The sequence below is a fragment of the Idiomarina sp. D18 genome (genome assembly GCF_057748155.1).
The window spans coordinates 2,338,038-2,365,006 of sequence record NZ_CM173240.1 but is presented as its reverse complement, the minus strand read 5'-3'; the positions used below and the strand labels follow the sequence as shown (position 1 = coordinate 2,365,006).

The window sequence follows — 26,969 nt, the reverse complement described above, 5'->3', positions numbered from 1 at the left end:
ATAAGTGGCGCAGATGATAATTGTTCTCATTACATAGTCAACTACTTATTTTAATTTTCTTTTAAGAAAAACGTTTCGGCTATCGTTCAATTTGTTGTACGGCAGGCATACAGGGCTGAAATAGAAGTTTTCTCGGCATTATGGTAATTAATAGGGTCCTTTACATTTCCGTCGAGCCGAGAGAGAAACGAGATATGAAAACACGCATCAGTTTGTTAAGTGCCGTCATTAGTGTGGCGCTGCTTGCAGGTTGCTCAGAACCACAAACAACGACAAAAAAAGAAGCGACAAGCCAAAGCCAACAGCAGACTGTTGCACTGGATGAAAAGATCCGCACTACGGCGCAGCAAACGCTTAAGGCGTTTAATATTCCTGGGCTTGCCGTTGTCGCAGTAAAAGATGGCAAAGTGATTTTAGCCGAAGGCTTCGGCGTTCGCGATATCGAAAGCCAAGAACCGGTCACCAAAAATACCTTGTTTGGTATCGCCTCGCATACTAAGGCGTTTACGGCTGCCGCGATTGCTCACCTTGTCGACCAAGGTAAACTGCATTGGGATGACAAAGTCACTGATTATCTGCCGGACTTTAAGTTATCCGATCCGGAGCTGACCCATCGCCTGACCATTCGTGATTTACTAAGCCACCGTTCTGGCTTGGGTTTAGGCGCCGGCGACTTAATGATCTGGCCTAATACCGATAAATCGGTCGATGAGATTATAGCAGGCCTCGCTAACGTGCCGATGGATCACGGGTTTAGAACGCAATTTGCCTACAATAACTTAATGTTTTTAACAGCAGGCGAACTTATTCATCAGGTCACCGGTGTACCTTACTCCGACTACATTGAGCAGACGTTCTTCGAGCCGCTCAACATGGACGAGAGCGTCGTTGGCTTTTCTAACATCCCAACATCGAACGACAATGTCGCGGTCGGTACTATCGAGAAGGACGGCGAATTACATCGCTTTCCACTCGATTTTCTTGAAGACTTTGGCGGCGCGGGTGCAACGGCCGCAAGTGTTGATGACATGGGCAACTGGTTAATTACACAGTTACAGCATGGCAAAAGCCCATCGGGCGAGCAGGTCTTTTCGCCCGAGTCACAGCATCAAATGTGGCAATTAACCACCCCTATTGGCGTTTCGGATAAAGCCGCTGAGCAGGGCACGTTCTTCCAAGGCTATGGCTTAGGTTGGTTCGTAAAAGACTATCACGGCGTTAAACAGGTTTATCATAGTGGCGGTATCTTGGGCATGTTGTCATTAACCACACTCATCCCAGAAGAAAATTTCGGTATTACCGTGGTGAGCAACCAACAAGCCTTTGGCGGTCTGACAGCGATTACGCAAGAAGCACTTGAGCAAGTACTTAATCTACCTGACCAAGATTGGGTTGCAGAGCAGTCAGAAAATTATCGTCAATTTATGCAACGCAAAACGGACTTTAAAATACCCAAACCCGACACTGAAGAAGACGCCACGTTAGCTCAACAAGCATACGTGGGCACTTATACCGATGCGTGGTACGGCGATGTCGAGGTACGTAAGCAAGGCGATGAGTTACGCTTGGACTTTACTCATACCCCGATGCTCAAAGGCACCTTAGAACATTACAACGGTGATACGTTTATCGTACATTGGGATGAACCCTTGCTTGAAGCGGATGCCTATGTGCGTTTTGAATTGAACGAGGATGACTCAATAAAACAGGCGACCATGAAAGCGGTTGCGCCATTCACCGACTTTAGCTTTGATTTTCATAACCTGACGCTGGTGCGTCAGTAGTGTGACAGGCAGTAGGTGAAAAAAAGCACGGCACTAAGGCCGTGCTTTTTTATGTGTATTATTTATTCAGTTGGTGTACCCACTCTGTTAGCAAGCGAACACCAAAACCTGTCGGACCTGCCGGGTGAATACCCGTTGGGCTACTGACCATTGCATCAGCGGCCATATCAATATGAATCCACGGCGTATCACCCGCAAAGTGTTTTAAGAACGCTGCACCGGCTTGGGTACCTGGCGAACCAATATTACGGATATCGGCTAACGGGCTGTCGATAATACCGGGATAACCGTCTAATGGGAGTTCCCATACCTTTTCATCAGTCACCTTACCAGCCTCAATAATAGCGGCACGAAGATCATCCGCTGAAGCAAACATCGCCGCATAACCGGTACCCAGCGCACCGACTTTAGAGCCTGTTAATGTCGCAATATTAGCGATAGCGCGCGGTTTGAACACATCGTTCGCGTACCAGTTCGCATCACCTAAAATTAAACGACCTTCCGCATCAGTATTGGCGATCTCAACCAGCGTACCGTCACCGGCTTTAACCACATCCCCCGGTAATGTTGCTGAACCCGAAATCAGGTTGTGCGAAAGAGGGGCAATCGCGACCACGTTAACAGGCGCTTGCTGCTTGGCAAATGCCATGACCGCGCCAATGACAGCACCTGCGCCGGCTTTGTCGGTTTGCATGCGAAGAATCGAAGATGAGCTGGTTTTAAGGTTGTAGCCACCGGTATCAAAGGTGTTACCTTTGCCCACCAATGCGATCGGCGCCTCATCACTGCCTTTGTAATGCGCCGCTAATAGGTACGAACCATGTTGGCTGCCCGCACTCACACTCTCGAGCAAACCCATTCCCATTTCTTTGACTTGCTCAGGCGTAATAACGGTGAGCTCAATATCTAAATCGCTCATGGCTTGCTTAGCAAGCTCAACGATCGCTTCAGGATAGCCATCGCTGCCTGGTAATGCCGTAATATCACGCGCCACAAAAACGCCCTCGGCGATAGCACGATAATCTTCATAGTGTCGTTCAGCCACCTGCGGTGACTGTGTCACCCAGTGATAAGTGGTCTGCGGGCGCGCTTTGGGCTCAGACTGGTAACGATCAAAACGATAGTTGCGCAAGTCGATACCATGCGCCACTTGTGCACTGATTTCAGCCGCGACACCCGGGTTAGTAATTAACCGAGTATCAAAAACAACATCCGTTAGTTCCGGTTTTAACGCTGCCGCAATCGCCGCGCCTAACTTTTCAGCATTAAACCGTGATAATTCAGCAGGATTCCCCACGCCCGCCAGCATCAGGTGGTCCGCTTGGGTTCCTTCTGGTGCAATCAAAGTGACGTGCTGGGATGCCGCACCGGTGAACGCCTCAATGCGAGCTGCGCGCGCAACCGCCTGATTCTGCTCGGCAGTCCAGCCCTCAATAGCAATCGATTGATCTTCAGGCACAAAAACAACCCGCGTTGAAGCCGACGCGTTATCACTTGTAAAACGCACGTTGGTGGATAAATAGTCGCTTGCCGCCGCCGGCAAAGCCAACGCCGCTGAGATAGCAAGCGTTGATATCGCTCGTTGTAGAGACATAGTGGTTCCTTTTATTAAAAGACAGAGTGTTCTACCTGCACTATATCTCGACCAACACTACCAACAACCTGTATAAGACCAATTATCTAAAAAAAGCGACGTTTTTAAGAGGTTCTAAAATAACTATAAATAAAAACTTGAGAAATTGAACCGAAGGTCAACGCTGGACAGCGTGCGGCCAAATCCATATAATGCCCTCGCTTTTCTATCGCATGCGCACCCTTAGCTCAGCTGGATAGAGCGTTGCCCTCCGGAGGCAAAGGTCATAGGTTCGACTCCTATAGGGTGCGCCATTCGTAGGTCGCGCATTTTGCGCGACAATATGTTCCCATCGCTCCTTTGACCAGATTGCTTTCTTTTAATTGCTGAGGTCACAGGTTCGAATCCTGCCGGGCGCGCCATTAAAGGCTTTCAGCACATTATCCCTTTCGATTCCCATCGGTTTCCTCTTGTTGAGTTGAAGTCACTCTTAATACACTCATGACCTTTGCTCGAAACTGCTCAAATTCCCGAAAAAATAAGCCGTGACACATGCGTGACAAATCCGTGACAAAATTTTTTAAATGGATTTTTGAACCGAGTAATTTTGACCTTTACCCTGAAACGCTATCGGCCCAAATTGAGTCAAATTTCGAGTCTTATAAGAAGAATGCTACAAATCGTAGTTGTCCGCTTAGTGCCAAGAGCGGACATTTAGCTTAGTTCATAATTGGACATAAATGAACCAAGTTACTTGCTTTAACCAACTGCGTCAGAAAGGAAAATAGATCTAAAATCTAAAAAACCTAAGAACTCGTTTCACTTTTTAGAGGTAAGTTAAAAATCAGTTGCTAGTTCAATTGGATAAAAGATCTAAACACAAATTTTATGCTAAAGTGAATTTCAAGGTTACAAATCACTTTTAGCTAATACAGGTCATATGGAAGATAATCCACTCGCAGTAGCTCAACGAGAATCCGCAGGAGCAAACACCTTTGGTAAGTATAATTTCCAATTTCATTGGGCGTTATGCGAGATTATTGAGAAGCACAAGAACAATAAAGAGTATGCATTACTGGTTGAGTATCATGAGGATGTTGTAATTGCAGAGTAAGCGTCACATAAACCACACAACCGGCCAAGATAATTGTCGCTGAGATGATTTCGGTGCCACCCGATCACGCGTTTCGGTTTAATCCGATCATTGATTTCGGTCTATCCGAACAGTCTTTGGCGGGTCAGTTTGATTGACCGTTTTTGTCGGCGTTGATGTGCCAGGGCAGCAGTTGGTCGAGGTCATCACCGTCGTTGAGTAGCGGCAGTTGCTCGAACAACATCATGAGATAGTCGACCGGCATCAGGCCGTTGGCCTTGGCGGTTTCGACCATGCTGTACAGGATAGCGCTGGCCTGCGCGCCGCCTCGTGAGTTTGAGAACAGCCAGGCTTTGCGACCGATAACGAACGGTTTTATTGCGCGCTCGGCACGGTTGTTATCGATATTAACGTGGCCGTCATGCAGGTAAACCTGCAGTTTGTCCCATTGTTTAAGCGTGTAATGGATGGCTTTGCCGAGCAGTGACTGCGGGTTGACCTGCAGCGCCGACTTATCCAACCAGGTTTTTAGCTTGTCCATCACAGGTTGTGCTAAGGCGGTGCGTTTTTCCTGCTTTTGCACCGGGCAGGCGTCTTTGATTTTCTGCTCAACGCCGTACAGTTTCTGGATAAAGCTCAGCGCCTGGTCGGCTTTGCCGCTTTTGCCTTTACCTTGTACGGTTTTGGCTTCAATAAACTTACGACGGGCATGCGCCCAGCAACCGGCCAGCCGGGCGCCGGTTTGCTCATAGCCCTGATAGCCGTCCACCTGCAGTGGACCGCAATAGTCAGCTAAAAACGCAGCGGGGTGGGCGCCACCGCGCCCGTCCTGGTAATCATACAGCACGATATTCGGTGATTTATCCGGCCTCGGCTTATCGGTGCCACAGCCGTAAACCCACATGTAGCATTTGGATTTATCCACATCGAGCACGTTTAAGGTCGTCTCGTCAGCCCAGAGAGCCGGTTGTTTTAGCAGGATGTCGTGCATGCGCTGATAAAGCGGCCGCAGTTTGTCGCTGACGGTCAACATCCAGCGACTCATGGTCTGGCGACTCAACTCGATGCCGTATTGTTTGAACATCGCTTCCTGACGATACAGCGGCAACCCGAACTGGAACTTGGCGCTGATGATTTGTGCCAGCAAGCTCGGCGTTGCGATGCTCTTGGGCAGTAGGCTCGGTTTAACCAGTGCGATTTTGACAGCGGTTTGTGTGCCGTGCTTTTCGCAGGCGCGGCAGCTGTATTTCGGGCGTACATGGCGCACCACCCGGCTGGTGGCCGGGATAAATTCCAGCTCTTCGCTGGTTTCCTCGCCCATACGGTGCAAGTCATGGCCACAACAGTCACAGACTTTGTCTTCGTCTGCGATATCGTGCAACACCTCTTCGCGCGGCAATGATTCATCAATACGCGGGCGGCGCGGTTTTTTACGGGTGTAGGTAACGGTTTGCTCTGCGGCTACTTCTTCCGCTGTCGGCTCAAGAGCCTCTTCAAGCTCGTTAAACAATTCACCCTGACCGGGCAGCCCTTCGCTACTGGCACCGAAGCGTTTTTGCACCAACAGTTGCCACTGCTCTCTCAGGTAATCGAGTTGATGTTGCAAACGCGACTTCTCAGCCTGCTCTGTTTGCAGCTGAGATTGCATGTCGAGAACCATCTTTTTCAGGCTCTCAACATCATCCGGGAGTGTGTTTGCATCGCTCGTTTTCATGGGGGCTATTATACCCCAAAAATACCGTCGAAGCCGTTGTTTTAGCGGGTTTACTTAGACCAATTCGTGATCGTAAAACGGTTTTTATGCAGGATCTTTATAAGCCGTTTTCGATCAGATGGTGGCACTAAAATGCAATGGCTGATGGCCTTTCATCAGGGTAATATCGAGGCCCTCGAGCAACCACTGCCATTGCTGTGCGCTTAAATTAAGGACATCGCCTTTTACCTTGCGCGGCCATTTAAACTTATTCTTTTCCAACCGCTTATACCAAAGACAAAAACCGGTTTTGTCCCAGTAAAGCGCCCGGACTTTATCGCGCCGGCGGTTGCAGAACACAAACACGGCACCGCTGAACGGCGAGCGGTCCATCTCGGCTTCGACAATAGCACTGAGGCCATTGATGCTCTTGCGAAAATCGACCGGCTGCTTATACAAATAAATCGCCGGCGGCTCGACGAACATCTTCATACGCTGAGGGCTTTGACCAGCTCAGCCACCCAGCGGGGCGATACCGACATCGGCAATACTAACTGCGCATCGCCGACGCGAACCTGCATGGCCGCCGCGGATGCCGGCGACGACTCAGTCGCCACCTGTGCAAAACCGGTACTCTCGGTTTCCTGCTGCAACTGACGGCGGCGCTGACTAAAGTAGTTCGGATTAATACCCCGGGCTTCACAAAACGCCTTGCGGCTTAGACCGCTTTGCTCAAACTCATTAATTAGCGCCTGCCACTGCGCTTTAGAGCGGTATGCTCGACTCATAAATCACCTCGTTGGTTAGAACGTGGCGATAAATTAGGCTATCTGCAACGTGCTGACTAGGCGTGGTTTATGTGACGCTTACATTGCAGATAATTTAGATGCAGCTCAAGCTCAATTTGAATTTTATCAGGTAAAAAATCAACAGGCTAAGTATACGGCGGCTTCTTTAACTAAGAGAAAAAAAGGGGCTAGCGATACCCTCAAGAATTCGGTCCTTGGGAAGTTAATTAGCTCCTGCATCAATACAGAATACGAAAAGCGGATAACAACTATTGGGTTAGTCTCATCGAGCGGGTTTAGCCTGAACCTTGATAATGGTTTGACGCTGGACGTTATCAAGGTTGGAGACATTGCTGAAAATGATTTGGCAAGATTGACGCGAGATATTGATAATGAGCTAGGGATTGAAGTGCTACCTGAGCACTTACAGTTTATTGTTCCTGAAATACAGTTAAAGAATCAGGAAGACTACGTGTTGTCCCACTTTGCGCGTCTCGTAACTACGATATTTCCAGGAGCATTTTGCAATCCTGTAAACATTTATCGCTCAGTTATAGATGAGATGGGACGAATTGGTCGAGTAGAGTATGACTATAAAGATTGGGCTCGACTGATCGAGAAGAAAGCCCTCACTTCTAATGAAGTACATAACGTGATCACCCAGCATACAACTCACCCATCTGTCGATGATTTAAAAAGCGACTTTGACGACTTAGCAAGAGATTTAGGTTGGAAGTCGAAACAAAAGCGTACTTTCAAAAGTAAACTTGCTCTACTCGCACTGCGAAGAGCTGGATTTATGAGCGCATTAGATATTGAGATTACAAAGGAATTTGAACAGTCTCATATCAAGGTCGATGAAAATAACTATCCTGACGATAGTGCGTATCTTGAGGCTCTAAGTAAACAAGCAATTAAAGATGGATTACTTGCGAAGGTTAGTGACCAAAATGAATTGTTGTTAGAAATCATCTACTGCTTATTAAAGGCTCAATAATGAAAAATAATTACAAATTATTGATTAGAAATCTTAGGAAGCATAAAAATGAAAGGATTGCAATTTCAACGTCTAGTTCTTCTGTCCGATTCGAAAAGACTTGCGAATCAATTTACGTTTCCGAAGGAGACTGTAAAAAATTTTGTGTAAATGGCTGTTTGCACTGTTAAATCCGATCCTGATACATGATCTCGAATTGCGCCATGGCCGGTTTCCAGTTGCGTATGGGCATCGTCCACTTTTTCGATGCCTGATGCAAGGCTAAGTACAATACCTTCATGATGGCCTCATCATTCGGGAACGACCGGCGAGTCTTGGTAATTTTACGCAATGACGCGTTCAGCGATTCGATGGCGTTAGTGGTGTAGATAGCCTTACGTATCTCCGCCGGGTATTCGAAGAATACGCTTAAGCGTTCCCAGTTTGCCCGCCATGAGCGGCTTATGGTCGGATGCTCTTCATCCCACTTTTCAGCGAACTCTTCCAGCGCCTGCTCTGCTGCAGCGCGGGTGGCAGCACCATAAATTAGCTTTAAGTCAGCTGCGATGATCTTGCGTTGCTTCCAGTTTACGTAACGCATAGAGTGGCGAATTTGATGCACGATGCACAGCTGTACCTGAGTCTTCGGGTAAACCGCTTCAATGGCTTCGGGGAAGCCCTTCAAGCCATCGCAGCAGGCGATAAAGATATCATCGACGCCGCGATTTTTAAGCTCGTTCATCACAGATAACCAGAATTTAGCGCCTTCGGTTTGCGCCATCCACAGGCCAAGGAGCTCTTTTTCACCGTCGGTGTTAATACCAAGCGCCAGGTAGACTGACTTATTTTGAACAACGCCAGAGTCACGGCTGCGAACCACCAGGCAATCAAGGTAAACGACCGGGTAAAGCTTTGCCAGTGGTCGATGTTGCCAGGCCTTTACTTCGTCCATCACCTCGTTTGTAACCTGAGATATGAATGTGGGAGATACTTCAACACCGTAGGCTTCTTCAAGGTAAGCCTGGATATCCCGGGTAGTCATGCCTCTGGCATAGAGCGCGACGATGCGCTCATCGAATCCGTTAAGCTGGCGTTCACCTTTGCGAACCAGTTTAGGCTCAAAGCTACCGTTGCGATCACGGGGAATATCCAGCTCGACGTCACCGTTGGTGCTACGAACAGCCTTCTTGGTTTTACCGTTGCGGGAGTTACCGCTGTTATTGCCGGCCGCATCATTTGGGGCGTAGCCTAAATGGGCTTGCATCTCGGCTTCTAAAGCGCGTTCAGCGACTTTTTTGGTAAGCTGCTTGAGCAGCCCAGCTTCACCTAAAATGTCGTCGGGTGAGTCACAGCCATCAAGCAGCTGATCGATGAGTTTGTCTGATATTGGCATTCTGATATCCTTCTTCGATATTGCTAAGAATGCCATTTACACAGATATTTTTACACTCTCTTCCGAAGAGACTCAATCTCGTTACCGGAAGCGATAATAGTATTGGTAAATCAACACTAATAAAAAGCCTTTTCTGGGCCATTGGGAGAGTGTTCAATATTCTGTGTCAGCCAAGTTTTCATAAATCTATGTGGCCATCCAGTCGACCTTCAAAGTGGATGGTTAGCTGAGACAGTGTCAGATTCCAGTTCTGCACCGGGTGCGACCAGCGCTCAGTTGCTTTTAACATACCCGCGTACAGCAGCTTAAGCAAGCTACCTTCATTGCTAAAACCGCCTTTGGTTTTGGTCAGTTTTCTGAACTGGCGGTGTACCGCCTCAACGGCATTGGTTGTGTAGATGACGGTCCGCACATAGTCGGGGTATTTAAAATACGCTGAGAGTGTCGCCCACTTATTGCGCCAGGATTGAATAACGATGGGATATTTATCGCCCCATTTGGTTTCTAAATCATCCAGCGCGCTTTCGGCAGCGGATAGCGTCGCGGCTTTATACACGCATTTTAAATCGGCCATGAAGGCTTTCTGATTTTTGCTGGCCACGTACTTCAGCGAATTACGAATTTGGTGAATGATGCAGTGTTGCACCTCGGTTTTCGGGTAGATGCTTTCTATGGCTTCAGGGAAGCCTTTTAAGCCGTCTACGCAGGCAATCAGAATATCCTGAACGCCTCGATTATGGAGATCGGTCAACACACTCAGCCAGTGATGAGCGCCTTCTGACTCGGATAAATAAAGCCCCAGAAGCTCTTTTTTACCGTCAATATTGAGGCCTAGAATGGTATAAACAGCTTTGCTGATAAAACGCCCATTCTCTTTGATTTTATAGTGAATGGCATCGAGCCATACAATGGGGTAAACCGCTTCTAAAGGCCGTTCACGCCATGCCTGAAGCTCCGGCAGAAGCTTATCCGTGACGGCATTAATGGTGCCGTTTGAGACATGAATGCCGTACAGATCTTCAATGTGCATGCGAATGTCTTGATAGCTGGTTCCAAGCGAAAACAATGCAATAATTTTACGCTCCAGCTCATCGGTTAAATGCGTCTGATGTTTTTTAACCAGTTGCGGCTCAAACGAGCCGGCTCTGTCGCGGGGCGTATCTAATTCAAAGCTGCCGGCAGGACTCTTGACTGTTTTTGACGTCGAACCGTTCTTGCGGTTAGATTGCTCTTTATCACTGAGATGCTCTTCAAGCTCAGCCTGCATCGCGGCTTCGGTGAGTTGTTTAATAAGCGGTGTCAGGATGCCGTCTTTGCCGGTGAGGTCTTTGCCTTCACGCAACTGCTTTAAAGCGGCATCCATGTCGAAATTGTTTTTGGTCATATGTCATCTCTTTTTTGCTTAGTTTAACGAAATGACACAGAATTCTGAACACTACCGCCATTGGTTGCGATCCTCATTTTGATGAAGAGTGGAAGTCAAAAGACGTCAAGGCAACCCTGTATTTCAAAGTAAATCAACAGGAATACATTGTTAGTCGCTACTCGGATGGCATTTATTTTGGCCGTAAAGGTACCCCATTAAAGAAGTACTCTAAAGTAACAGGCGAATATGCTGAAGATTTCTCAACAGCAGTTAACTTTAATCTAATGCTTGCAAACAGACAGGATGGTCTAGATTGCCCTCCACCCGCTTTTTACTTCCTACCATTCTACATCGACCAAAAGAAAAGTTGGGATGAACCATGGAATGGGTTTGAAGGGCTTGGTCAATACAAAAATTTCAAAAAGACCTTAATAAAATACTTTTGTGGTTACTTACCAAGTGAACACTTTGAACTTGAAGAAGATATCTTTGCGCAAAAAGCCATAGAGCAAGAAGCTAATCAACAAGTAGCCCGTATTGCAGAAGCAATAAGTGTCCTTAAAGAGACAGGTCCAGAGCAGACTATTGCGGTCTCTCAAGCTGAATTAGAAGCTATTCAGATGGAGATTGAGAAGGAGTTAACAGAGTTTTCCGCACTCCAATCTAAACTGTTTGAGCAACAATCAGCGTTAGCAATTGAAATCCATGATTTAGAACATGAACACCTTATCGCGAGCACTTCAGCAAGAGAGCTCGACGAAGATTACACTTTTGCAGTAGAGAACGTACCATCAGATTCTCTAGAGTGCCCTTTATGTGGTGTTGAACATGATAACTCACTGTTAAGCCGTGCTGGGCTTTTGGCTGATAAGGAAGGCCTAGAGCAACAAGCAAATAGCATTAAGGTTGTACTTGAAGGTAAATATAGACAACGCAGAGAGCTAACTGACAAGTTAAATTTTGTAGTGTCTGAAATCGAGCGAATTAGTGAAAAGTACTTGAGCGAGGATGCTGCTCAAGATAAACCCGGGGAGCAACAAGCGTTTGAGCAAGCTCTTCATGCTGTTTCGCAAAAGAAAGTTAACACTTGCATTTTTAAGAAAAAAGAAAGTTATCTACTTCAGTCGCAATACGCTAAAGATAAGCAGAACGACATTAAGAAAGAACAACGCAAGCTAGTTAAAAAGAAAGATAAAGACGAGCTGAACGAGCTATTCATGGGCAACTTAGTTGAAAGCATCAATACACTATCAGCGACTGGAGTTAATCTAAGTGGTGTAAAAGCCCCTATGGATTATAGAAAGATTTTAGGTGGTGGTGCAGCAGAAGGTACACGAGGTACACTTGCGTATCAGCTAGCCGTTCTTCGTCAGATTAATTACGTTAATCATTGCCAACTGGCCCCATTTGTTATCGATACTCCTAATCAACAAGAACAAGCAAAACATCGATATGAGCAAGTTATAGATGTTGTCACTGAAAATATTCCTAATGGCTATCAAGTGATTTTATGTGCTATGAACAGCGATGCTTTATCGGTCTATAAAAAAGATGCTCATATCATTGAGCTAGGCGACAGTCGTCTATTGCAGCGTAAGCCTTATGCTCAACTTCGCGCTGAGTATGAGCAAGTTGTTTTAAACAATACTTAAATATAAGGCTACCCTCAGGTAGCCTTATATTTTTTGGGGACATATAGCAAAGTCGTTTTAAGAGGAGAAATGAGTTGCCTCTCATGTCTATTTTACCCACGAAACTGCAGAGCTATTCCAAGGATGCAAATGACTGTTGCTTGTCTAAGTCTGTTATTGCTGAATGCAACGCTATCCTTATTTAAGGGAGGGTCGCGTCATGAACAGCTCAATTCATTCCTCGAGTGGTTCTAATAATGGGGGCCTGTCATAAAACCGAAATTTCATCGATAAGATGGCGTTAGTTCAGGGGAAAGGTCAGAAGTAACAACTATTAACACGGTAACTTTGAGTTAAGCGCTGTTTGTGATTTACTGGAACTCATAATGAATAAATGGAGTTTTCATGAGCGAAGGGCTGGTTACATTTTTCAAATACAAGTCTTTGGGGTTTGCACGGCGAGGTGATGATTATTTCGAACCTTTAAGTATGAATGTATTACTCGACTCCTTACACGAGTGGTTTCAAGAAAGGATCTCTTTAGAAGATACGCTGCCATGGGACGACCAGACAGTCGGTTACGGTAACCGGAAAAAAGTATATTTGAAGTCAATAGAGTGTGATAAAGAAACAGGCGATTATATGCTTATCCTTTGGCGTGCTATTGGTCAGGGAAATGGCGTATACGGCATCAAGGCTGATGCGGGGTTAGAAGACACTAACCTTTATAATGCCGACGATAATGTGGGTAACGATCGAGTTATTTGGGGTGAAGCCGCCTATTACTGGTTTATTCCGTCGTTAGATATTTTCGCCTCTATTCGTTTTCCTAACTCTGTTGCTGACACAGAAGTTATGAATCGATTCATGCGTGACTATGTAGAACTACATAGCGACTTCAGACAAAGAAAAGTCGAAGAAAAAGAGCGGAAAGGTGGCAAAGGTAAGTATCTTTCTATTTCGTTTACCCCTACTAAACCTGGCGAGAAAGGCAATTTATGGTTTCAGGCTTATTCTGAACAGTTTAAGAAGCCGACTACTGAAGCTGATTTGGAGCAGCTGACAGGTGAAATCACGCACTTCGTTAAACGCGACGTGATTAGTGCTCAGGTAGTGAAGCAAGGCGGTTGGACTAACTTTTTCAAAGGTCTACCTTTTGTCTCAAGCCAGGTTACGAGAGGCAACCGTAGAGTAGAGGTTAACATTGAGGCTAAGCCGACAGTACAAGAGCTTAAACACCTCATTGATCTTTACGAGCGTGAGTACACGGGCGGTGACGAGTGGCGAAACATTGGCTTCAAAAAAGAAAACTCGGGGGTTGTCTGGTTAGATAAATTCGTCGTCAAAAGTATTTTTCCGGTAAACGACTTAGTAGGTGGCGGTCGTGATGACACAGGCCATTACACGACAGAGCGATTGTTTAAAGCAATGGAGTTTACGCGTTCTAAGCTACTGTCAGCGTTTATTGAGGAAGACCAGCAAGAAGCGGTTGGACAATGAAGGCCTTGTTTTGGCATATTATTTTAGCTTGCGTAATAGCGTTAGTTAGTTGGCTATTTAAAGGTGACATAACCTACGAAGACCTATCGCCTGTAGTGAGTATTTTGCAAAGCGGGTCGGCCATGATTTTTACTATTATGGGGATTTGGATTGCATACATTTACCCGCAAGCTATGCGTAAGGTTATTCAGCCAAGCTCGTCTGCTATCTTCCCGGAGGAAGACAAAAAGCGTGTCCGGTTGTTGGTTGGTGTAGTAGTTATCTCGGCAGTAATATTGGCGGCACTATTGATTGGTATTTCTATGAAACCATTTCTAGTGAATACGAAATTGTACCTGAAAGTGCCTGAGCTATTTTCTTTTGTTGGGCTTTTTGTGTTACTTTGCCTCGTCTATGCTCAGTTGTTTTGCATTTATAGCGTGATAGCGTCAAACATTAATTTCATAACGGATTTAGCTAATAAAGAGAATGACCAAAAACTAAACAAGAAGCTGAACAGAACGACTGAAAATTAATGAGCAAAAAAGTGGGAAAACGACTCGCTTATTCGGGACGCCAGAAAATTCGTAAAGGAGCATAGACAAGTTAGTGATAACGAATCTTTTTCTGTAGAGCTGAAGGTCGGCAATGGGCGGACTTTCTAATTCTCAGCCAACTCCAACTAGTGACTAGCCGTCCCTTTATTAGTAAGTGAGGGTATTGCTAGCGGTGTACGGCACATTCACTTCGGCAATGTTGTGCGCTTTATCGTTGTGTTGTGTATTTAAGTCGTTTACTGTCAATGACATAACAAGAAATAAATTTTGGATATTGTGCGCTCGGTAAGGAGTAACTGAGCATGCTTAAATTGCCTTTGCTAACTTGGAACCATTCAAGTCAGGAGTGCCGGCTTGATCAGTAAGTTAAGAGCCGAGAACTATTAATTGGACGAGTTTCTAGGTGTGTACGCACAATATTCAAATGTTAGGCTATCAATCAGGAATCGTCATGGACGAGATCATCGTAAAAAGTTTAGATCTAAAAAGATTCAATGCCTTGGCCGCTCAGTCTAGAAGCCCTGCAGCAGCATACATGAGTAAAGAGCTCGAATGGTATGCTGATGATTCCGAGGTTGTCTTGGGGATTGTTCTTCGCGATACAATTGATGATGACTTTGTTGGAATTATCTTGGGTAGAGATGAAGGCGACCGATTCAGAGCATTTGATGTGCAAGCCTCAATTGAAACGCTTGAAGAAGCCAGGGCGTGGGTGCAAGGCGGTATCAAGTGGCACGCTGGCACAGGCAATACTGTATTTCCTCAAGGTGATGAAACGAAGGGATTGGACTTATTTACACCAGTAGTACCAATTGCAAAGCAACACCCATTCTTTACAAAGTTATCTCAAGAAGATTCATTTATTCCTGCCAAAACAATTATCAATGAGCTTATGCCTCATTTTGTTGATATTGACGGGAATTTTATTGAGCAGTTTCAAAGTTCTGGTTTTGACGCCAGACTATGGGAGCTCTATTTGAATACGTATTTCAATGAAGAGCAGCTTTTTTTTGAGCGGGAACATCATGCCCCAGACTTTTTGGTTCAAAAATATGGGCATAAGGTTGCGATTGAAGCAGTGATAGTGGGCAGAAAAAATGACAATCCGGCCTCACTTCTCCAGACAGAGCCAAAATTTTTGCACCCGTCTGAGATAGCAGAAAAACACAAAAATGAAATGCCAATAAAATTTGGAAGCCCCCTTTATAGCAAGTTAAAAAAAGAGTACTGGAAGCTTGATCATGTGAGAGACAATCCACTCGTCTTCGCAATAGCGGATTTCCATGATGACCAGTCTATGCAATGGAGTTCCAATGCGCTAATAAACTACCTCTATGGAGTAAAGCACGAATTTACTAGAGATAAAGATGGAAAACTTATCATTTCCGTCCTAAAAATCGAAAAACATCAAGTGGGTGATAAGGTGATTCCATCAGGCTACTTCTTTCAGCCTGATGCCGAGAATATTAGCGCTGTGTTGTTCTCCGCAAGTGGGACTATATCTAAATTTAATCGCATAGGCCGTCAGGCAGGCTTCGGGCCTGATAACATCATAATGCATCGATTTGGTACCCATCATGATCATGATCCGAATGCATCTTTGCCTAAGCAATTCGCATATCAAGTCACTACAGAATCAAATGAAACTTGGGGCGAAGGTTTATCCATGTTCCATAATCCAAATTCTAAGCATCCAGTGCCAGAAGAGTTGTTTCCATCAATTGCACACCACTATTTTGATAACGGTCGAATAATCAGTCATTTACCGGAATTTCACCCGTATTCGTCGATGACAATAAACATGAAGATCGTGCCGTGATAAGCCTAACAAGCGCATGTTGTCGGACTGGTTTTCCGCTGCGCTCCAAACCAGCCGCAAATGCGGGCGTTAGATTTCTAAAGAGGACCTGATGAGAATCGAGAAAGAATACGTAAAAACAGGCTATTTCTGGCTTCCCGAAAATGAAGATAGAAAAATACCAGGTACATTAACTATATCGAATGGTGGAGATATAGAACTGGAGGTTGTTGGTCTTTTTGATGAAAGTATACAAGCACTTAACAGCAATGATGATCTGAGCAGAATAATTGGTCACATTGAGAAAGACGGCTTGGTAACATTAGATAACTGTTTCTACACCAAGAAAAATATATCATTCGGTGGCATTTCGAAATCAAAAGTTTGTGTAAATAGAGTTTTAAGTGGTGCTGCATACGATAAAGATGAACTCATCACGTTTAATTCTTTGTCATTTTCAGTCGATTGCTTTGACGAATGGATAGGGATTAGCGGAATAAGCGTAAATAACGACTGGGAAAATAAGACTGCCGCTATTACATATAAACCACCTAAAAATATTGACTATCAGCTAGACAATGGAATGCAGTTAAAAATCTTCTTTGCATATACCCTCCCCGGTTTTCCTAACACAACAGAAGCAAAAATAACGCAAAGAGCATATTTTAAGCTGGTGTCTGAAGACCTGAGGCCACTGGGTGACTTTACTGAAATTGCATATAAATTAACCAATTTAATGTGCTTTGCGATTGATACAACGGTTACATTAAATAATTTGATTGCAAAATCTACGGAAATACAAAGAGAGATTGGTGAAGGGAAAATGTATCCGGTTCCTATACGAATTTACTATCCTAGCATCCCTTTTTCGGAAGAAATACCAAAGAAGAGTTGGCACCAGATGTTGTTCAGTTATGGAGCGATCAAGTCTAATGCCCAGGATGTTTTTAATAATTGGATAAATGCATACGAGATTATTGCCCCCGCTTTAAGCCTGTACTTCTCAACAAAGATAGGCGCTCAAAGATATCTTGATGGTAAATTCTTGGCCTTAGCTCAAGGCTTGGAGACTTACCATAGAAGAACAAGTGATGAGAAGCTGATGGATTCTAATGAATTCGAGTCGTTGGTTTCTGAAATTATCGAAGCATGCCCAGCGCAGCATTTGGAGTGGCTCAGAGGGCGCTTAACGCATGGAAATGAAATAAATCTTGGCAAGCGATTAAAGCGAATTATTGAGCCCTTCAAAGACAAGTTGGGTAACAATAGAGAGAGGAGTAGTCTACTGAGAAAAATCGTAGATACACGTAACTATCTCACTCATTACAATGAGGATTTAAAAGATAGTGCAGCACAAGGCAATGATCTGTGGGTTCTTTGTCAGAAAATGGAAGTAATTTTTCAGCTACATTTTTTAAAAGTTATTGGTTTTAGTGATGAGGAAATATCTTCTGTCATAGAAAATTGTTACCCACTCAAGCGTAAAATAAGTGAAACCTAACAAGGCAATCAAATTCACTACGGCACTTCGTGCCTCCGTCGGACAGCTAATGCGTAGCTGCCGTTTATTGCGGCGTTAGCCATAAACGAGCACTTATCAAATGAAGTTTGATATTACACTTAAACAGTACGAGCTTATTTATAAAGTAGTTGCAAGCATTGGTCGCGAGCTTTCTCACGGGGCGGGAAAATCATGCCAATTCTACAATGTTAATGGGGCCTTCATTCTAGAAAATCTTTTTAAGGTAAAGGCCAGACCTGTTATGGGGGCAGCTGTTATTCGGCTCACAGAGAATGGCGACGCGCTGTCGTTCGCACACGAGGAGGAAGGTAATTTTTATAGTAGCCTTGACGCTTTTCATTGCTGGATTGAGACCGAGAACAATATTATTGATTTCACTGCTCCAGAATATAAAGAAGCGCTTAGCCAAGCTGGCTCCAAGAGCCGCGTAAAAAGAAATATGCTCCAGAAGTCAAAGTCCTCTGGCTGCCCAAGCCCCCATGATCTAGTCAGTATTGGGGACTTCTACTTTGAGTCAAATCCAGCACTAACTGCTCACTTGTTACAAAACATGTTTGCAAAGCCTGCCGCTCAAGATTTGGAAAAAATATGCTTAGAATGGTGTAAAAAAAGCAAAAAGAAGCTTTCCAAATTCGAAATCATTGATGACTTAGGTAAAAAGACAACTATTAGACCAATAAGCCACAGTGTGGTTGGGGCATGGTAATGCCTAACAATCTTCTCAAATTCGCTCCAGCCGCAAACGGCGTGGCCTCCACCGGGCTCGCTAACGCTCGCCGTTTAGCCGAACGTTATGCAAATAGGTAGGCGATGAAGGCTCAAGAATGGTTGCAAAGATCACGAGAGACGGAGGACCCAATTGATGGATTCTCAAATGTCTGGCGTGCATTCAACAACCTGTATTATCCAGTGAATGGAGCACGCGAACGAGCTAAAATCCTTCGCTATTTGGAAGAGAACGTTGAAGAGGAACTAGCTGAGGAGCTCCTAGCTGAACAAGAAAAAGAGGTGAACTATCTTTTGGGAGAGCCAGTGGTTGACATGCGGGGGAATGGTCGAAACACCGCTCACTATATTGAAGCGTTTCAAGCGGGTAATACATGCTTAGATAAGCTTAAAGAGCTTTTTATGATCATTTACCAAGTGAGGTGCAACCTAGAGCATGGTCAGAAATCACCGTTTAGAGATCGAGATGTTGAGCTTTGTAGGTCAGCGCGACTTCTCGTGGAGCTGGTCGTGGAAGCAAATGTATAACCAAGCAATTAAATTCGTTCCTCGAGCCTTTTTTTGCAGTCATTAACGTCCGCTCCTGGCACTGAGCGGACATCTATACACTTATCAGTTGTCAGGTTCCCGGACACACATACAAGAAAACAGGCGATGAACATGTTGAGATACAGAATCATTTAGAGCGTCAATTTGGTGTTAGTGCGCCGAATCGCGTGTGGTGTGGCGATGTGACCTATATCTGGACTGGTAGCCGTTGGGCATATCTGGCCGTAGTCATTGATTTATACGCCCGCAAACCTGTGGGCTGGGCAATGTCGCTTTCACCGGACAGTACGTTAACCAGCAACGCCTTGAAAATGGCCGATGAAAGCCGTGGACGTCCTAAAGGCGGGATGTTCCATAGAGATCAGGGCAGCCATTATACGAGCAGAAAGTTCCGACAGACGCTCTGGAAGTGCCAGATAAAGCAAAGCTTAAGTCGACGGGATAACTGCTGGGATAATGCACCAATGGAGCGCTTTTTCAGAAGTCTAAAGATAGAATGGATGCCGACTTATGGATATCGTTCATTTGTGCAGGCGCAGAATCACATATTGAAGTATTTAATCGGGTATTACAGCCAGCTTCGGCCGCATCAGCATAACAACGGTTTGAGCCCGAATCAGGCAGAGCAAAAATACTGGATTAACTATAAACCGGTGGCCAGTTTTTCTTGACCACTACACCACTGCCATGATATCGCCGTGGCAGAGAGACTTCTCCGCAATTTAAAGAGGAAAAAATACGTCGTCGTATTTTTATCAACTCGCGCTGAAGCTTAGCAGTCGGTATTTCATTACATCGAGCTTCTTCTAACGCCTTTAGCAAAAACACAATCTTTAATCTGACTCTCACTCTCCAACGGGTGCAAGCTTACAATATCTACTTTTCCCGAAAAATCAGTTTGAGTTTCAAATTCAACCTTATAATAAAAATTTAGCCCGGTACTATTTTTACTGAGATTTACATATGGCATCTCATTAATTTTCCACACTCCAGTCAATTGCTCGCTATTTGTATATTCAATAGAGAACTTGGAGTCGCTGTAGAGAGTAAGAGACTTCATTGACGCGCAGGTTTCAGCTATATACTTACCAGCAATCTTGTCCGTGGGATTACGCCGATATCCGTTGTCGACAAGATAAAGTCCAATGTTTCCGTCTCGATACCAATGATTGCCAGTTTCTATATATGCTACTTCAATATCGTCGTACCCTAAATCATTCAAAATAGGCATAAACTGATCAAAAGAGTCTTTAATAATCGCTTTCGAACCACTAACAACTGTTGATGTGTTAAAAGTATTAGGTGGCCGAACAGATATAACTTTTACCTTATACCCCTCCCTCTCGAGAGAAGTTCTTACTTTTTCAGTATTATGCTCTTTTAAATTATAATCATTTAAGTAGATAGTTGATGTTGAACAGCTACTAATAAAGGCTACGGCTAAAAAATTAAAAAATAAACTAATAAATTTTTTACTTGAAATCATTAAATAAAATCCTCAACCAATGAGACATTATTTATTAAATTAGGAAAACCCACTATGTCAGCCTAGTTGTCCAGTTGGCAATTTCGCCATTAGTTAATAAGCAGTGGGCGGCATAGGTTCATGTATGCCACGTTATTCTGAAGAGCGCAAAGCGGCAACGCTCAAAAAATTATTACCGCCACAGAGTCGTCCGTTATCTCCGCTTTTTGCATCGGTAGGCTTAGGGATATAGCACGACCGCCATCTACTTCTAACCACTCTGTGGCGTACTTAAAGCCCATACGGCCTTTTTTTAAGTACAACTCACCTACCGGAAACCCGTTCATAGAGCAATAAAGCGTTCGGGTATGCGATTTTCGTCCCATTAGAATCTCAATGATTTTTTCGCAAGTGAATTAGTCGGCGTGGACACTTCATTCTTGGGCAGGTTGACGATCTTAAACTCCAATTCGAGTACCGCACACAGTTTGATAAGCATATCGACAGAGACTTTTTCATGTCAGTTTTTTATGCAGAATTGTGAATAAAGCAAGTTTATACATATATCTGTATAAAAGCGGGCCGACGATTGGATCTTTAAACGATGTGAGTCTGTTTCGACGCTGGCTTTATTTTACATTGCGTTGGGATGTAACTGACTGGCTGATGGCACAGCAGAAGTTGTTCTATCAAACGCCACCGGAGCCTGAATTGCAACCGCCGGATATTGTTGAATGTCCGCAGGCATTACAGTTCTTTAGAAGTTTTTGACACCCCACAAAAAAAGCGAACCCTTAACAGAGCTCGCTTTTTATTAAACTACCCTTAAAACGGCTTAAAGCGTCTTCAACAACTCTTCAACGGCACGTTCTAATTGCGGATCCACGTTCTTAGCTTTATACGCCGGTGGATTAAAGACCTCAATATCGGGTTGTGCTGGGGTAAAGTCCATGTTGGCGTCGGACTCTTTTACCCACCAGCCTCTAAACGGCATTCTGATAATTGAGCCATCGACTAAGCGCTCAGCCCCGGTACTGATAACTGCGCCAAAGGTCGGGCGGCCAACGAGTTTACCAATATCTAATGACTTATACGCGTGAGCGAAAATTTCAGCGTTTGAGTAGCTGTTTTCGTTGCTCATGGCAATCGATGGTTTGGTCCATGCTGACAACGGTAAACGTTCAGAGTAGGGGTATTTATCTCTGAATTTCTTCTGGTCTTTGTCCAGATTGTCAGTCGCACCGCGCGGGATCGTGTAAGCGTGTTGCTCTACGTTTAATACCGCCATGAGGTAGTCGGTTGTCCAGCCACCACCGTTGTAGCGTACGTCAATGACGATACCGTCTTTGCCGTAACCGGCGGCCATTAGTTCACGCTCAAAACGTTCGAAGCTGGTCCAGTTCATACCGCGAATATGCAAGTAGCCTAGGCGACCGTTGGAATATTCTTCGGTCAGCTTGCGACGTGTTTCGACCCAGTTGTCGTACTTCTCGTCACTTAAACTTGTGGTTGGCCAAAGTACCACTTCGGTTGGCTGGTCGGCTCGATTAATATCGAGCAATACGCGTTGGTTAGCATAGCCGTTCAGCAGCTGATAAAAGTTTGCACTTTTAACCGACTGTTGGTTGACCTGTGTGATGACATCGCCGACTTGCAGGCGGCCCTCATCACGGGCGGCAGGGCTTTTATCCAAGACAGAGGTCACTTTTAAGCCATCGGCAGTGGGCACGACTTCGACACCCAGCAAACCGGTGCGGGTTTCTTGGGTGTCTTTCGGGTTTTCACCACGATACAAGCCCATGTGACTTGCGTTCACTTGGCCAAGCATCAAGTTAAAGATGTACTGAAAGTCTTCTTTCGTTGATGCCTTTAACGCCAGTGGACGATATTTTTCTTTCAGCGCTTTCCAGTCGTTACCGTGAAATTCAGGATCATAGAAACCTGCATTCAGCGCTTGCCACGCCTCATCAAAGATCTGCGCCCGTTCGGCCATATGCTCGATGGTTTGTTGAGATACCGTCGATAAGGTTTCTGGTTCGTCCTTTTTGGTATCTACCTTCACTAAAGTGCCGCGTTCGACAAGTGCAAAAAGGCTTTTGCCATCGGTACTTAGCGATAAGCTGCGAGGGCTTTGGTCGCCTTTAATAATGTGCTCTTTGTCTTCGCCATTCCACTTAATTTTGAACAGGTCTTGGTCCATCTCGAAGTTCTGGCGACCGGCACCACCAATGGTGTAATAAACGTGCTCGCCTTCTTTGTCGAACGCTAAACCGGATTCGTTACCTGCAAAACGTGTTACTTGAACAAGCCGTTTATAGATGCCGTCCAAATCAATCTGCATAGGCTCAACGGCGTCTTCCGCAGCGTCCGAATCGTCTTCAGGTTCTTTGGCATCCGCAGTTTCCTCAACAAACTCGTCGCGTTTCCACTCCTCTTGTGAACGTTGCCAATCGCTTTCTTTTAACCATGCAAACCAAATGTCGTAATCGCCATTGTTCCGCATGGAACTAAAGCCTAACTTGCTGCCATCCGGAGACCAGACTGGGCTGTAATCGCCTTTTGGATGCATGCTGACGTTAACGGGGTCTTGAGAGTTATCCGCCGCATGAATAAAGATTTCGCTGTTAAATGATAAGTCAGATTTAGCGTAGGCTAACCACTGGCTGTCTGGCGACCAGCTGACACCGCTCGGTGTTGCCCAGCCGTCTAATAGCACCACGGGGTTGGTCAGTGACTGATCATCGGCTACATCCGCGACAATGAGTTTTCCACGACCTTCACGGTAAGCCACTTTTTTACCATCTGGCGAGACCAAAGGCTCATGTTCTTCGGCATCTGTGCGCGTTACCGGTTTAACTGAATGCTTTAACGACCTAAATAGGTTTGGCTCTTCAGAATCCGCTGATGTCACTGCAAAAATATCATTTTGACCATCGCGGTCAGAAACAAACAACACGGTGTTGTCGTCTAACCAAGCAACATCTCTATCGCGTGCGGCACCCGAGGTGAGTCTGACCGAGCGCTTATCTTCTTTATCGTTGCGCTTAACAAATACGTCGCCGCGCACAATATAAGAAATCAATTTACCGTTGGGTGAGACACTGTACTCATCCAAAGCGTTGGTGGTTGATTTGTTGGTGACCGGGTCAAAACGAAAGTCTGTAGGAATCGATAGGTCGAGTGATTGGCGCTTGCTACCGGCTATTAACTGTACTTTATCGGCGGCTTGATAAACAAGGTGATTGGCCTGTTTATCGATGCTGAAGTGCTCGACGCCAAACTCGCGCTCATCAGTAATTTGCTCGGCGCGGTTTGAACCCAACTTCTGCCTAAACACGTTGTATTTGCCCGCGCGCGATGAAATAAAATACAGCTCGTTGTTACTAGACCATTGTGGCATAAAGTCGTTGCCATCAAAGTCGGTCAATTGCTCGTATTCACCCGTTTCGGTATCGTAAATCCAGATATTGCGGTTTGCCGGACCGCGATAATCTTCGCGTGAAATGCGGCATGTGCCTCGAACAAAAGCAATTTTTTTGCCGTCAGGCGATACCACCGCGTCAAAACCGAGCGCATCCATAAAGCGGGCTTCGGTCGCATCGCCACTTGGCGCAACGCCGTAAACTTCCCACTCACGCTCAACTTCAGCGTATAAACGACGCGTATTAAATAGCACTTGGTTGTCGTGACCAAACCCAAGCACACGATCAGGCGCACTATGATAGGTCAAACGATCGGGACGACCGCCTTGGCTAGGCATCACAAACACATCGTCATTACCAAATCGGTCACTACTAAATGCGATGGTTTTACCGTCTTTTGACCACTTTGGTGAGCTCTCATAGCCCTCGTGGATGGTTAAACGGTTGGGGTTTGTTCCCGACGTTGACATGGTCCAGATATCACCTTGATAACTGAAGGCGATTTGGGTGCCATCGGGGCTGATTTCGGGTTGCATGATTAGCGGTCGTTCTGGAGCTCCGTTTGACGCAGAGGCGCCAAAGGCCGCAGAAACAAGCAGGCTGGTTACCAGTCGTTTCATAGTTTAACTACCTATTTTAGTTAGAATTATTAAAATTTTGTTGATGGTAGCAAAAATATGAGGTCGGGTACGGAGGTTCAGCTCATTACTCGGTAGGTCGCGCATTTTGCGCGACGTACCATTTTTTAATTAATTAACTTAAGCGGATTGAAGTTGTTTCAAATAGTCGTCGTAACTTCCCGAGAAGTCACGCATGCCTTTGTCGGTTAATTCAATAATACGAGATGCCAGTGACGATACAAACTCGCGGTCATGACTGACGAAGAGCACTGTTCCATCGTAGTTTTCGAGTGCTAGGTTCAGTGCTTCAATTGATTCCATATCCAAGTGGTTGGTCGGCTCATCCATCACTAATACGTTGGGACGCTGCATAATGAGCTTGCCGAAGATCATGCGTCCTTTTTCACCACCCGATAAAATCGACACTGGCTTTTTGATATCGTCCTGAGAGAACAACATGCGACCCAATACACCGCGAATTGCCTGCTCATCATGGTGTGGTTGCTTCCACTGGCTCATCCAATCAAATACGGTCATTTCCTGTTTGAACCAGTCGGCATGGTCTTGTGCATAGTAACCTATATTAACGTTTTCAGACCACTTAATGATGCCATCGTCAGCTGCGTATTGATCGACCAAACACTTCAGCAGCGTGGTTTTGCCGATACCGTTAGCGCCGAGTATGGCGACCTTTTCGCCGACTTCGACCATGGCATTCAAATCTTTTAATACGTGTAAGTCACCAAAGGACTTATTGAGTCCCTCGATCTCGAGTGCTAAGCGATAAAGTTTCTTTTCTTGCTCGAAACGAATGTATGGGCTCACTCGGCTCGATGCTTTGACTTCGGCTAATTGAATCTTCTCAATCTGTTTTGCCCGCGAGGTCGCTTGTTTGGCTTTTGATGCGTTAGCAGAGAATCGGCTGACAAACTGTTGCAGTTCGGCGATTTTATCCTTTTTACGCGCATTCTCATTCAGCAGTTGTTCGCGTGCCTGTGTTGCGGCGAACATGTACTGGTCGTAGTTACCTGGATACACGCGTAACTCGCCGTAATCGATGTCAGCCATGTGGGTGCACACGCTGTTTAGGAAGTGCCGATCGTGCGAAATAATGATCATCGTCGCTTGGCGTTCATTGAGTACCGTTTCTAGCCAACGAATCGTATTGATATCCAAGTTGTTGGTCGGTTCGTCCAGTAACATAATATCAGGTTCTGAAAACAAGACCTGTGCGAGCAAAACCCGCAATTTAAGACCCGGTGCAAGTTCGCTCATCAAGCCAAAGTGCGCTTCGAGCGGAATACCGACACCGAGTAATAGTTCGCCTGCGCGTGACTCTGCTGTGTAACCGTCCATTTCGGCAAATGCGACTTCAAGGTCAGCAACACGCATGCCGTCTTCTTCGCTCATTTCAGGTAAGCTATAAATACGATCGCGTTCTGATTTTACTTGCCACAGTTCCTCGTGACCCATGATAACGGTATCAACGACACTGAATTGCTCATAAGCGAACTGATCCTGCCTCAATTTACCGACGCGCATGTTTGGATCAGTGGATACATTGCCAGACGAGGGCTCTTGGTCGCCGCTGAGGATGCGCATAAACGTCGATTTACCGCAGCCGTTGGCGCCGATCAGACCGTAGCGGTTACCTTCGCCAAATTTCACTGATATGTTTTCGAATAGAGGTTTTGCACCAAATTGCATGGTGATGTTTGAAGCAGAAATCACGTTTACGCACCTGAATAAAAAATAGGCGCGTAATCTACGCGTTTTGGGCGCAAATGACAAAGGAAGATTGCATTTATCCTAAATGTCCTGTTTTGACCCAGATAACGGTTTCTTCATCCACGAACGGGTGGTGAACGCTCATATGTGGGTTACGGAGCCAGGTTCCTCTAGGATAGCGACCGTGTTCATCGCAAAATTCGCCGGACAACACAAATATTTCTTCGCCACCGAGGTGCCTATGAGGCTTGAATCTCTCATTGTGTGGCCATTTTACGAGTGCGACGTGTTCGGTACCGTGACTATGCAACGGCATCACCTTGAGTCGGCCTTGACCGGCTAGCCAGTCCGTCTGCTGAGTATTAACTCTGACTGTGGCGGTATCATCCTGTTGGAACTGGTGGAGTTTTACCAATAATACGCAACCCTCTTTACTAAAAGGGGCATGGCTACTGCCGGGCGGATTTCTGAGGTAGGTACCCGCTGGATAGTCACCATATTCGTCAGAAAAAACACCCGAAAGCACCAGTATTTCTTCACCCAAAGGGTGTGAGTGGGTATTAAACGATGCGCCGGGCTTATATTCAACGATACTGGTTGCGCGACCACGCTCAGCCTCTTCTCGTTCGAGTAGTTTACGCTTAACGCCTGCTGAGGGGCTATCGATCCAATCTTGTTCTGAAGTATTAATTACGACACGTTGCTGAAAATCTAAATTTAACACAATGACTCTGCCGACTGACTAACGGGACTAAGTACAATTACGCAAAAAGCATAATATGTGGCTCACTTTGATGGATAATTAT

The 26,969-nt window shown here is 45.5% G+C and carries 21 protein-coding genes, 1 tRNA gene and 2 pseudogenes; 13 read left to right on the top strand and 11 right to left on the bottom strand.

Annotated features, from left to right (window positions below; genetic code table 11):
- Positions 1 to 194 precede the first annotated feature (194 nt).
- Positions 195 to 1,784 (top strand): serine hydrolase, encoded by a 1,590-nt coding sequence (locus AC3AP5_RS11385; protein ID WP_487326741.1) that lies wholly within the window; start codon positions 195 to 197, stop codon positions 1,782 to 1,784.
- Between the two features lie 58 nt (positions 1,785 to 1,842).
- On the opposite strand, the gene AC3AP5_RS11380 is transcribed toward AC3AP5_RS11385, so the two are convergent.
- Entirely contained in the window at positions 1,843 to 3,378 is a 1,536-nt protein-coding gene (locus AC3AP5_RS11380) for a leucyl aminopeptidase family protein (protein ID WP_487326740.1), read from the bottom strand.
- A gap of 216 nt (positions 3,379 to 3,594) precedes the next feature.
- Here AC3AP5_RS11380 and AC3AP5_RS11375 point away from each other — a divergent pair.
- Positions 3,595 to 3,671 (top strand) — tRNA-Arg (locus tag AC3AP5_RS11375).
- 626 nt (positions 3,672 to 4,297) lie between these two features.
- A complete protein-coding gene (locus tag AC3AP5_RS11370) occupies positions 4,298 to 4,471 on the top strand; it encodes a dsDNA nuclease domain-containing protein (RefSeq protein ID WP_487326739.1) in 174 nt (57 codons plus the stop codon).
- 124 nt (positions 4,472 to 4,595) lie between these two features.
- On the opposite strand, the gene tnpC is transcribed toward AC3AP5_RS11370, so the two are convergent.
- The 3 genes from tnpC to tnpA form a co-directional block, all read right to left on the bottom strand.
- On the bottom strand, positions 4,596 to 6,164 hold the full coding sequence (gene tnpC / locus AC3AP5_RS11365) for an IS66 family transposase (protein ID WP_006954081.1): 1,569 nt from the start codon (positions 6,162 to 6,164) through the stop codon (positions 4,596 to 4,598).
- A gap of 114 nt (positions 6,165 to 6,278) precedes the next feature.
- Entirely contained in the window at positions 6,279 to 6,635 is a 357-nt protein-coding gene (tnpB, locus tag AC3AP5_RS11360) for an IS66 family insertion sequence element accessory protein TnpB (protein ID WP_006954082.1), read from the bottom strand.
- A complete protein-coding gene (gene tnpA / locus AC3AP5_RS11355) occupies positions 6,632 to 6,931 on the bottom strand; it encodes an IS66 family insertion sequence element accessory protein TnpA (RefSeq protein WP_487326738.1) in 300 nt (99 codons plus the stop codon). The genes tnpB and tnpA overlap by 4 nt, the downstream gene beginning before the upstream one ends.
- A gap of 49 nt (positions 6,932 to 6,980) precedes the next feature.
- Between tnpA and AC3AP5_RS11350 the strand changes: the two genes are divergently transcribed.
- Complete coding sequence (locus AC3AP5_RS11350) at positions 6,981 to 7,928, top strand: dsDNA nuclease domain-containing protein (RefSeq protein ID WP_487326737.1); 948 nt, start codon at positions 6,981 to 6,983, stop codon at positions 7,926 to 7,928.
- 166 nt (positions 7,929 to 8,094) lie between these two features.
- Here the strand turns inward: AC3AP5_RS11350 and AC3AP5_RS11345 are convergent, their stop codons facing one another.
- Complete coding sequence (locus AC3AP5_RS11345; protein WP_487326572.1) at positions 8,095 to 9,300, bottom strand: IS256 family transposase; 1,206 nt, start codon at positions 9,298 to 9,300, stop codon at positions 8,095 to 8,097.
- A gap of 178 nt (positions 9,301 to 9,478) precedes the next feature.
- A complete protein-coding gene (locus AC3AP5_RS11340; RefSeq protein WP_487326376.1) occupies positions 9,479 to 10,684 on the bottom strand; it encodes an IS256 family transposase in 1,206 nt (401 codons plus the stop codon).
- A gap of 266 nt (positions 10,685 to 10,950) precedes the next feature.
- Between AC3AP5_RS11340 and AC3AP5_RS11335 the strand changes: the two genes are divergently transcribed.
- From AC3AP5_RS11335 to AC3AP5_RS11300, 8 genes and pseudogenes are all read left to right on the top strand, one after another.
- Complete coding sequence (locus AC3AP5_RS11335; protein WP_487326736.1) at positions 10,951 to 12,318, top strand: hypothetical protein; 1,368 nt, start codon at positions 10,951 to 10,953, stop codon at positions 12,316 to 12,318.
- A gap of 384 nt (positions 12,319 to 12,702) precedes the next feature.
- Positions 12,703 to 13,797, top strand: coding sequence for a hypothetical protein (locus AC3AP5_RS11330; protein ID WP_487326735.1), 1,095 nt, complete (start codon positions 12,703 to 12,705; stop codon positions 13,795 to 13,797).
- Positions 13,794 to 14,312 (top strand): hypothetical protein, encoded by a 519-nt coding sequence (locus tag AC3AP5_RS11325; RefSeq protein ID WP_487326734.1) that lies wholly within the window; start codon positions 13,794 to 13,796, stop codon positions 14,310 to 14,312. The genes AC3AP5_RS11330 and AC3AP5_RS11325 overlap by 4 nt, the downstream gene beginning before the upstream one ends.
- Positions 14,313 to 14,784: 472 nt before the next feature.
- On the top strand, positions 14,785 to 16,152 hold the full coding sequence (locus AC3AP5_RS11320) for a hypothetical protein (RefSeq protein ID WP_487326733.1): 1,368 nt from the start codon (positions 14,785 to 14,787) through the stop codon (positions 16,150 to 16,152).
- Between the two features lie 91 nt (positions 16,153 to 16,243).
- Entirely contained in the window at positions 16,244 to 17,632 is a 1,389-nt protein-coding gene (locus AC3AP5_RS11315) for an ApeA N-terminal domain 1-containing protein (protein ID WP_487326732.1), read from the top strand.
- 100 nt (positions 17,633 to 17,732) lie between these two features.
- The gene (locus AC3AP5_RS11310) at positions 17,733 to 18,359 is read left to right on the top strand and encodes a DUF2026 family protein (RefSeq protein WP_487326731.1); all 627 of its coding nucleotides are present in this window, start codon (positions 17,733 to 17,735) and stop codon (positions 18,357 to 18,359) included.
- A 104-nt stretch (positions 18,360 to 18,463) separates the two neighbouring features.
- On the top strand, positions 18,464 to 18,907 hold the full coding sequence (locus AC3AP5_RS11305; protein WP_487326730.1) for a hypothetical protein: 444 nt from the start codon (positions 18,464 to 18,466) through the stop codon (positions 18,905 to 18,907).
- A gap of 80 nt (positions 18,908 to 18,987) precedes the next feature.
- A pseudogene (locus tag AC3AP5_RS11300) lies at positions 18,988 to 19,599 on the top strand (IS3 family transposase); the annotation flags it as partial.
- A 119-nt stretch (positions 19,600 to 19,718) separates the two neighbouring features.
- Here AC3AP5_RS11300 and AC3AP5_RS11295 read toward each other — a convergent pair.
- Together AC3AP5_RS11295 and AC3AP5_RS11290 are read right to left on the bottom strand one after the other, a co-directional pair.
- On the bottom strand, positions 19,719 to 20,414 hold the full coding sequence (locus AC3AP5_RS11295) for a hypothetical protein (protein ID WP_487326729.1): 696 nt from the start codon (positions 20,412 to 20,414) through the stop codon (positions 19,719 to 19,721).
- 236 nt (positions 20,415 to 20,650) lie between these two features.
- A pseudogene (locus AC3AP5_RS11290) lies at positions 20,651 to 20,695 on the bottom strand (hypothetical protein); the annotation flags it as partial.
- Between the two features lie 304 nt (positions 20,696 to 20,999).
- Here AC3AP5_RS11290 and AC3AP5_RS11285 point away from each other — a divergent pair.
- Positions 21,000 to 21,164 (top strand): hypothetical protein, encoded by a 165-nt coding sequence (locus AC3AP5_RS11285; protein WP_165477432.1) that lies wholly within the window; start codon positions 21,000 to 21,002, stop codon positions 21,162 to 21,164.
- A gap of 64 nt (positions 21,165 to 21,228) precedes the next feature.
- Here the strand turns inward: AC3AP5_RS11285 and AC3AP5_RS11280 are convergent, their stop codons facing one another.
- From AC3AP5_RS11280 to AC3AP5_RS11270, 3 genes are all read right to left on the bottom strand, one after another.
- The gene (locus AC3AP5_RS11280; protein ID WP_487326728.1) at positions 21,229 to 24,435 is read right to left on the bottom strand and encodes a S41 family peptidase; all 3,207 of its coding nucleotides are present in this window, start codon (positions 24,433 to 24,435) and stop codon (positions 21,229 to 21,231) included.
- Between the two features lie 138 nt (positions 24,436 to 24,573).
- The gene (locus tag AC3AP5_RS11275; protein ID WP_006954012.1) at positions 24,574 to 26,166 is read right to left on the bottom strand and encodes an ABC-F family ATPase; all 1,593 of its coding nucleotides are present in this window, start codon (positions 26,164 to 26,166) and stop codon (positions 24,574 to 24,576) included.
- A gap of 73 nt (positions 26,167 to 26,239) precedes the next feature.
- Positions 26,240 to 26,887, bottom strand: a complete 648-nt coding sequence (locus AC3AP5_RS11270) for a cupin domain-containing protein (RefSeq protein ID WP_487326727.1) — start codon at positions 26,885 to 26,887, stop codon at positions 26,240 to 26,242.
- Positions 26,888 to 26,969: the final 82 nt, after the last annotated feature.

Excerpts from the sequence above, each read along its gene's own strand:
- AC3AP5_RS11385 (WP_487326741.1), top strand. The coding sequence starts at position 195 with ATGAAAACACGCATCAGTTTGTTAAGTGCCGTCATTAGTGTGGCGCTG.
- AC3AP5_RS11380 (WP_487326740.1), bottom strand. The coding sequence starts at position 3,378 with ATGTCTCTACAACGAGCGATATCAACGCTTGCTATCTCAGCGGCGTTG.
- AC3AP5_RS11370 (WP_487326739.1), top strand. The coding sequence starts at position 4,298 with ATGGAAGATAATCCACTCGCAGTAGCTCAACGAGAATCCGCAGGAGCA.
- tnpC (WP_006954081.1), bottom strand. The coding sequence starts at position 6,164 with ATGAAAACGAGCGATGCAAACACACTCCCGGATGATGTTGAGAGCCTG.
- tnpB (WP_006954082.1), bottom strand. The coding sequence starts at position 6,635 with ATGAAGATGTTCGTCGAGCCGCCGGCGATTTATTTGTATAAGCAGCCG.
- tnpA (WP_487326738.1), bottom strand. The coding sequence starts at position 6,931 with ATGAGTCGAGCATACCGCTCTAAAGCGCAGTGGCAGGCGCTAATTAAT.
- AC3AP5_RS11345 (WP_487326572.1), bottom strand. The coding sequence starts at position 9,300 with ATGCCAATATCAGACAAACTCATCGATCAGCTGCTTGATGGCTGTGAC.
- AC3AP5_RS11340 (WP_487326376.1), bottom strand. The coding sequence starts at position 10,684 with ATGACCAAAAACAATTTCGACATGGATGCCGCTTTAAAGCAGTTGCGT.
- AC3AP5_RS11335 (WP_487326736.1), top strand. The coding sequence starts at position 10,951 with ATGCTTGCAAACAGACAGGATGGTCTAGATTGCCCTCCACCCGCTTTT.
- AC3AP5_RS11330 (WP_487326735.1), top strand. The coding sequence starts at position 12,703 with ATGAGCGAAGGGCTGGTTACATTTTTCAAATACAAGTCTTTGGGGTTT.
- AC3AP5_RS11325 (WP_487326734.1), top strand. The coding sequence starts at position 13,794 with ATGAAGGCCTTGTTTTGGCATATTATTTTAGCTTGCGTAATAGCGTTA.
- AC3AP5_RS11320 (WP_487326733.1), top strand. The coding sequence starts at position 14,785 with ATGGACGAGATCATCGTAAAAAGTTTAGATCTAAAAAGATTCAATGCC.
- AC3AP5_RS11315 (WP_487326732.1), top strand. The coding sequence starts at position 16,244 with ATGAGAATCGAGAAAGAATACGTAAAAACAGGCTATTTCTGGCTTCCC.
- AC3AP5_RS11310 (WP_487326731.1), top strand. The coding sequence starts at position 17,733 with ATGAAGTTTGATATTACACTTAAACAGTACGAGCTTATTTATAAAGTA.
- AC3AP5_RS11305 (WP_487326730.1), top strand. The coding sequence starts at position 18,464 with ATGAAGGCTCAAGAATGGTTGCAAAGATCACGAGAGACGGAGGACCCA.
- AC3AP5_RS11295 (WP_487326729.1), bottom strand. The coding sequence starts at position 20,414 with ATGATTTCAAGTAAAAAATTTATTAGTTTATTTTTTAATTTTTTAGCC.
- AC3AP5_RS11280 (WP_487326728.1), bottom strand. The coding sequence starts at position 24,435 with ATGAAACGACTGGTAACCAGCCTGCTTGTTTCTGCGGCCTTTGGCGCC.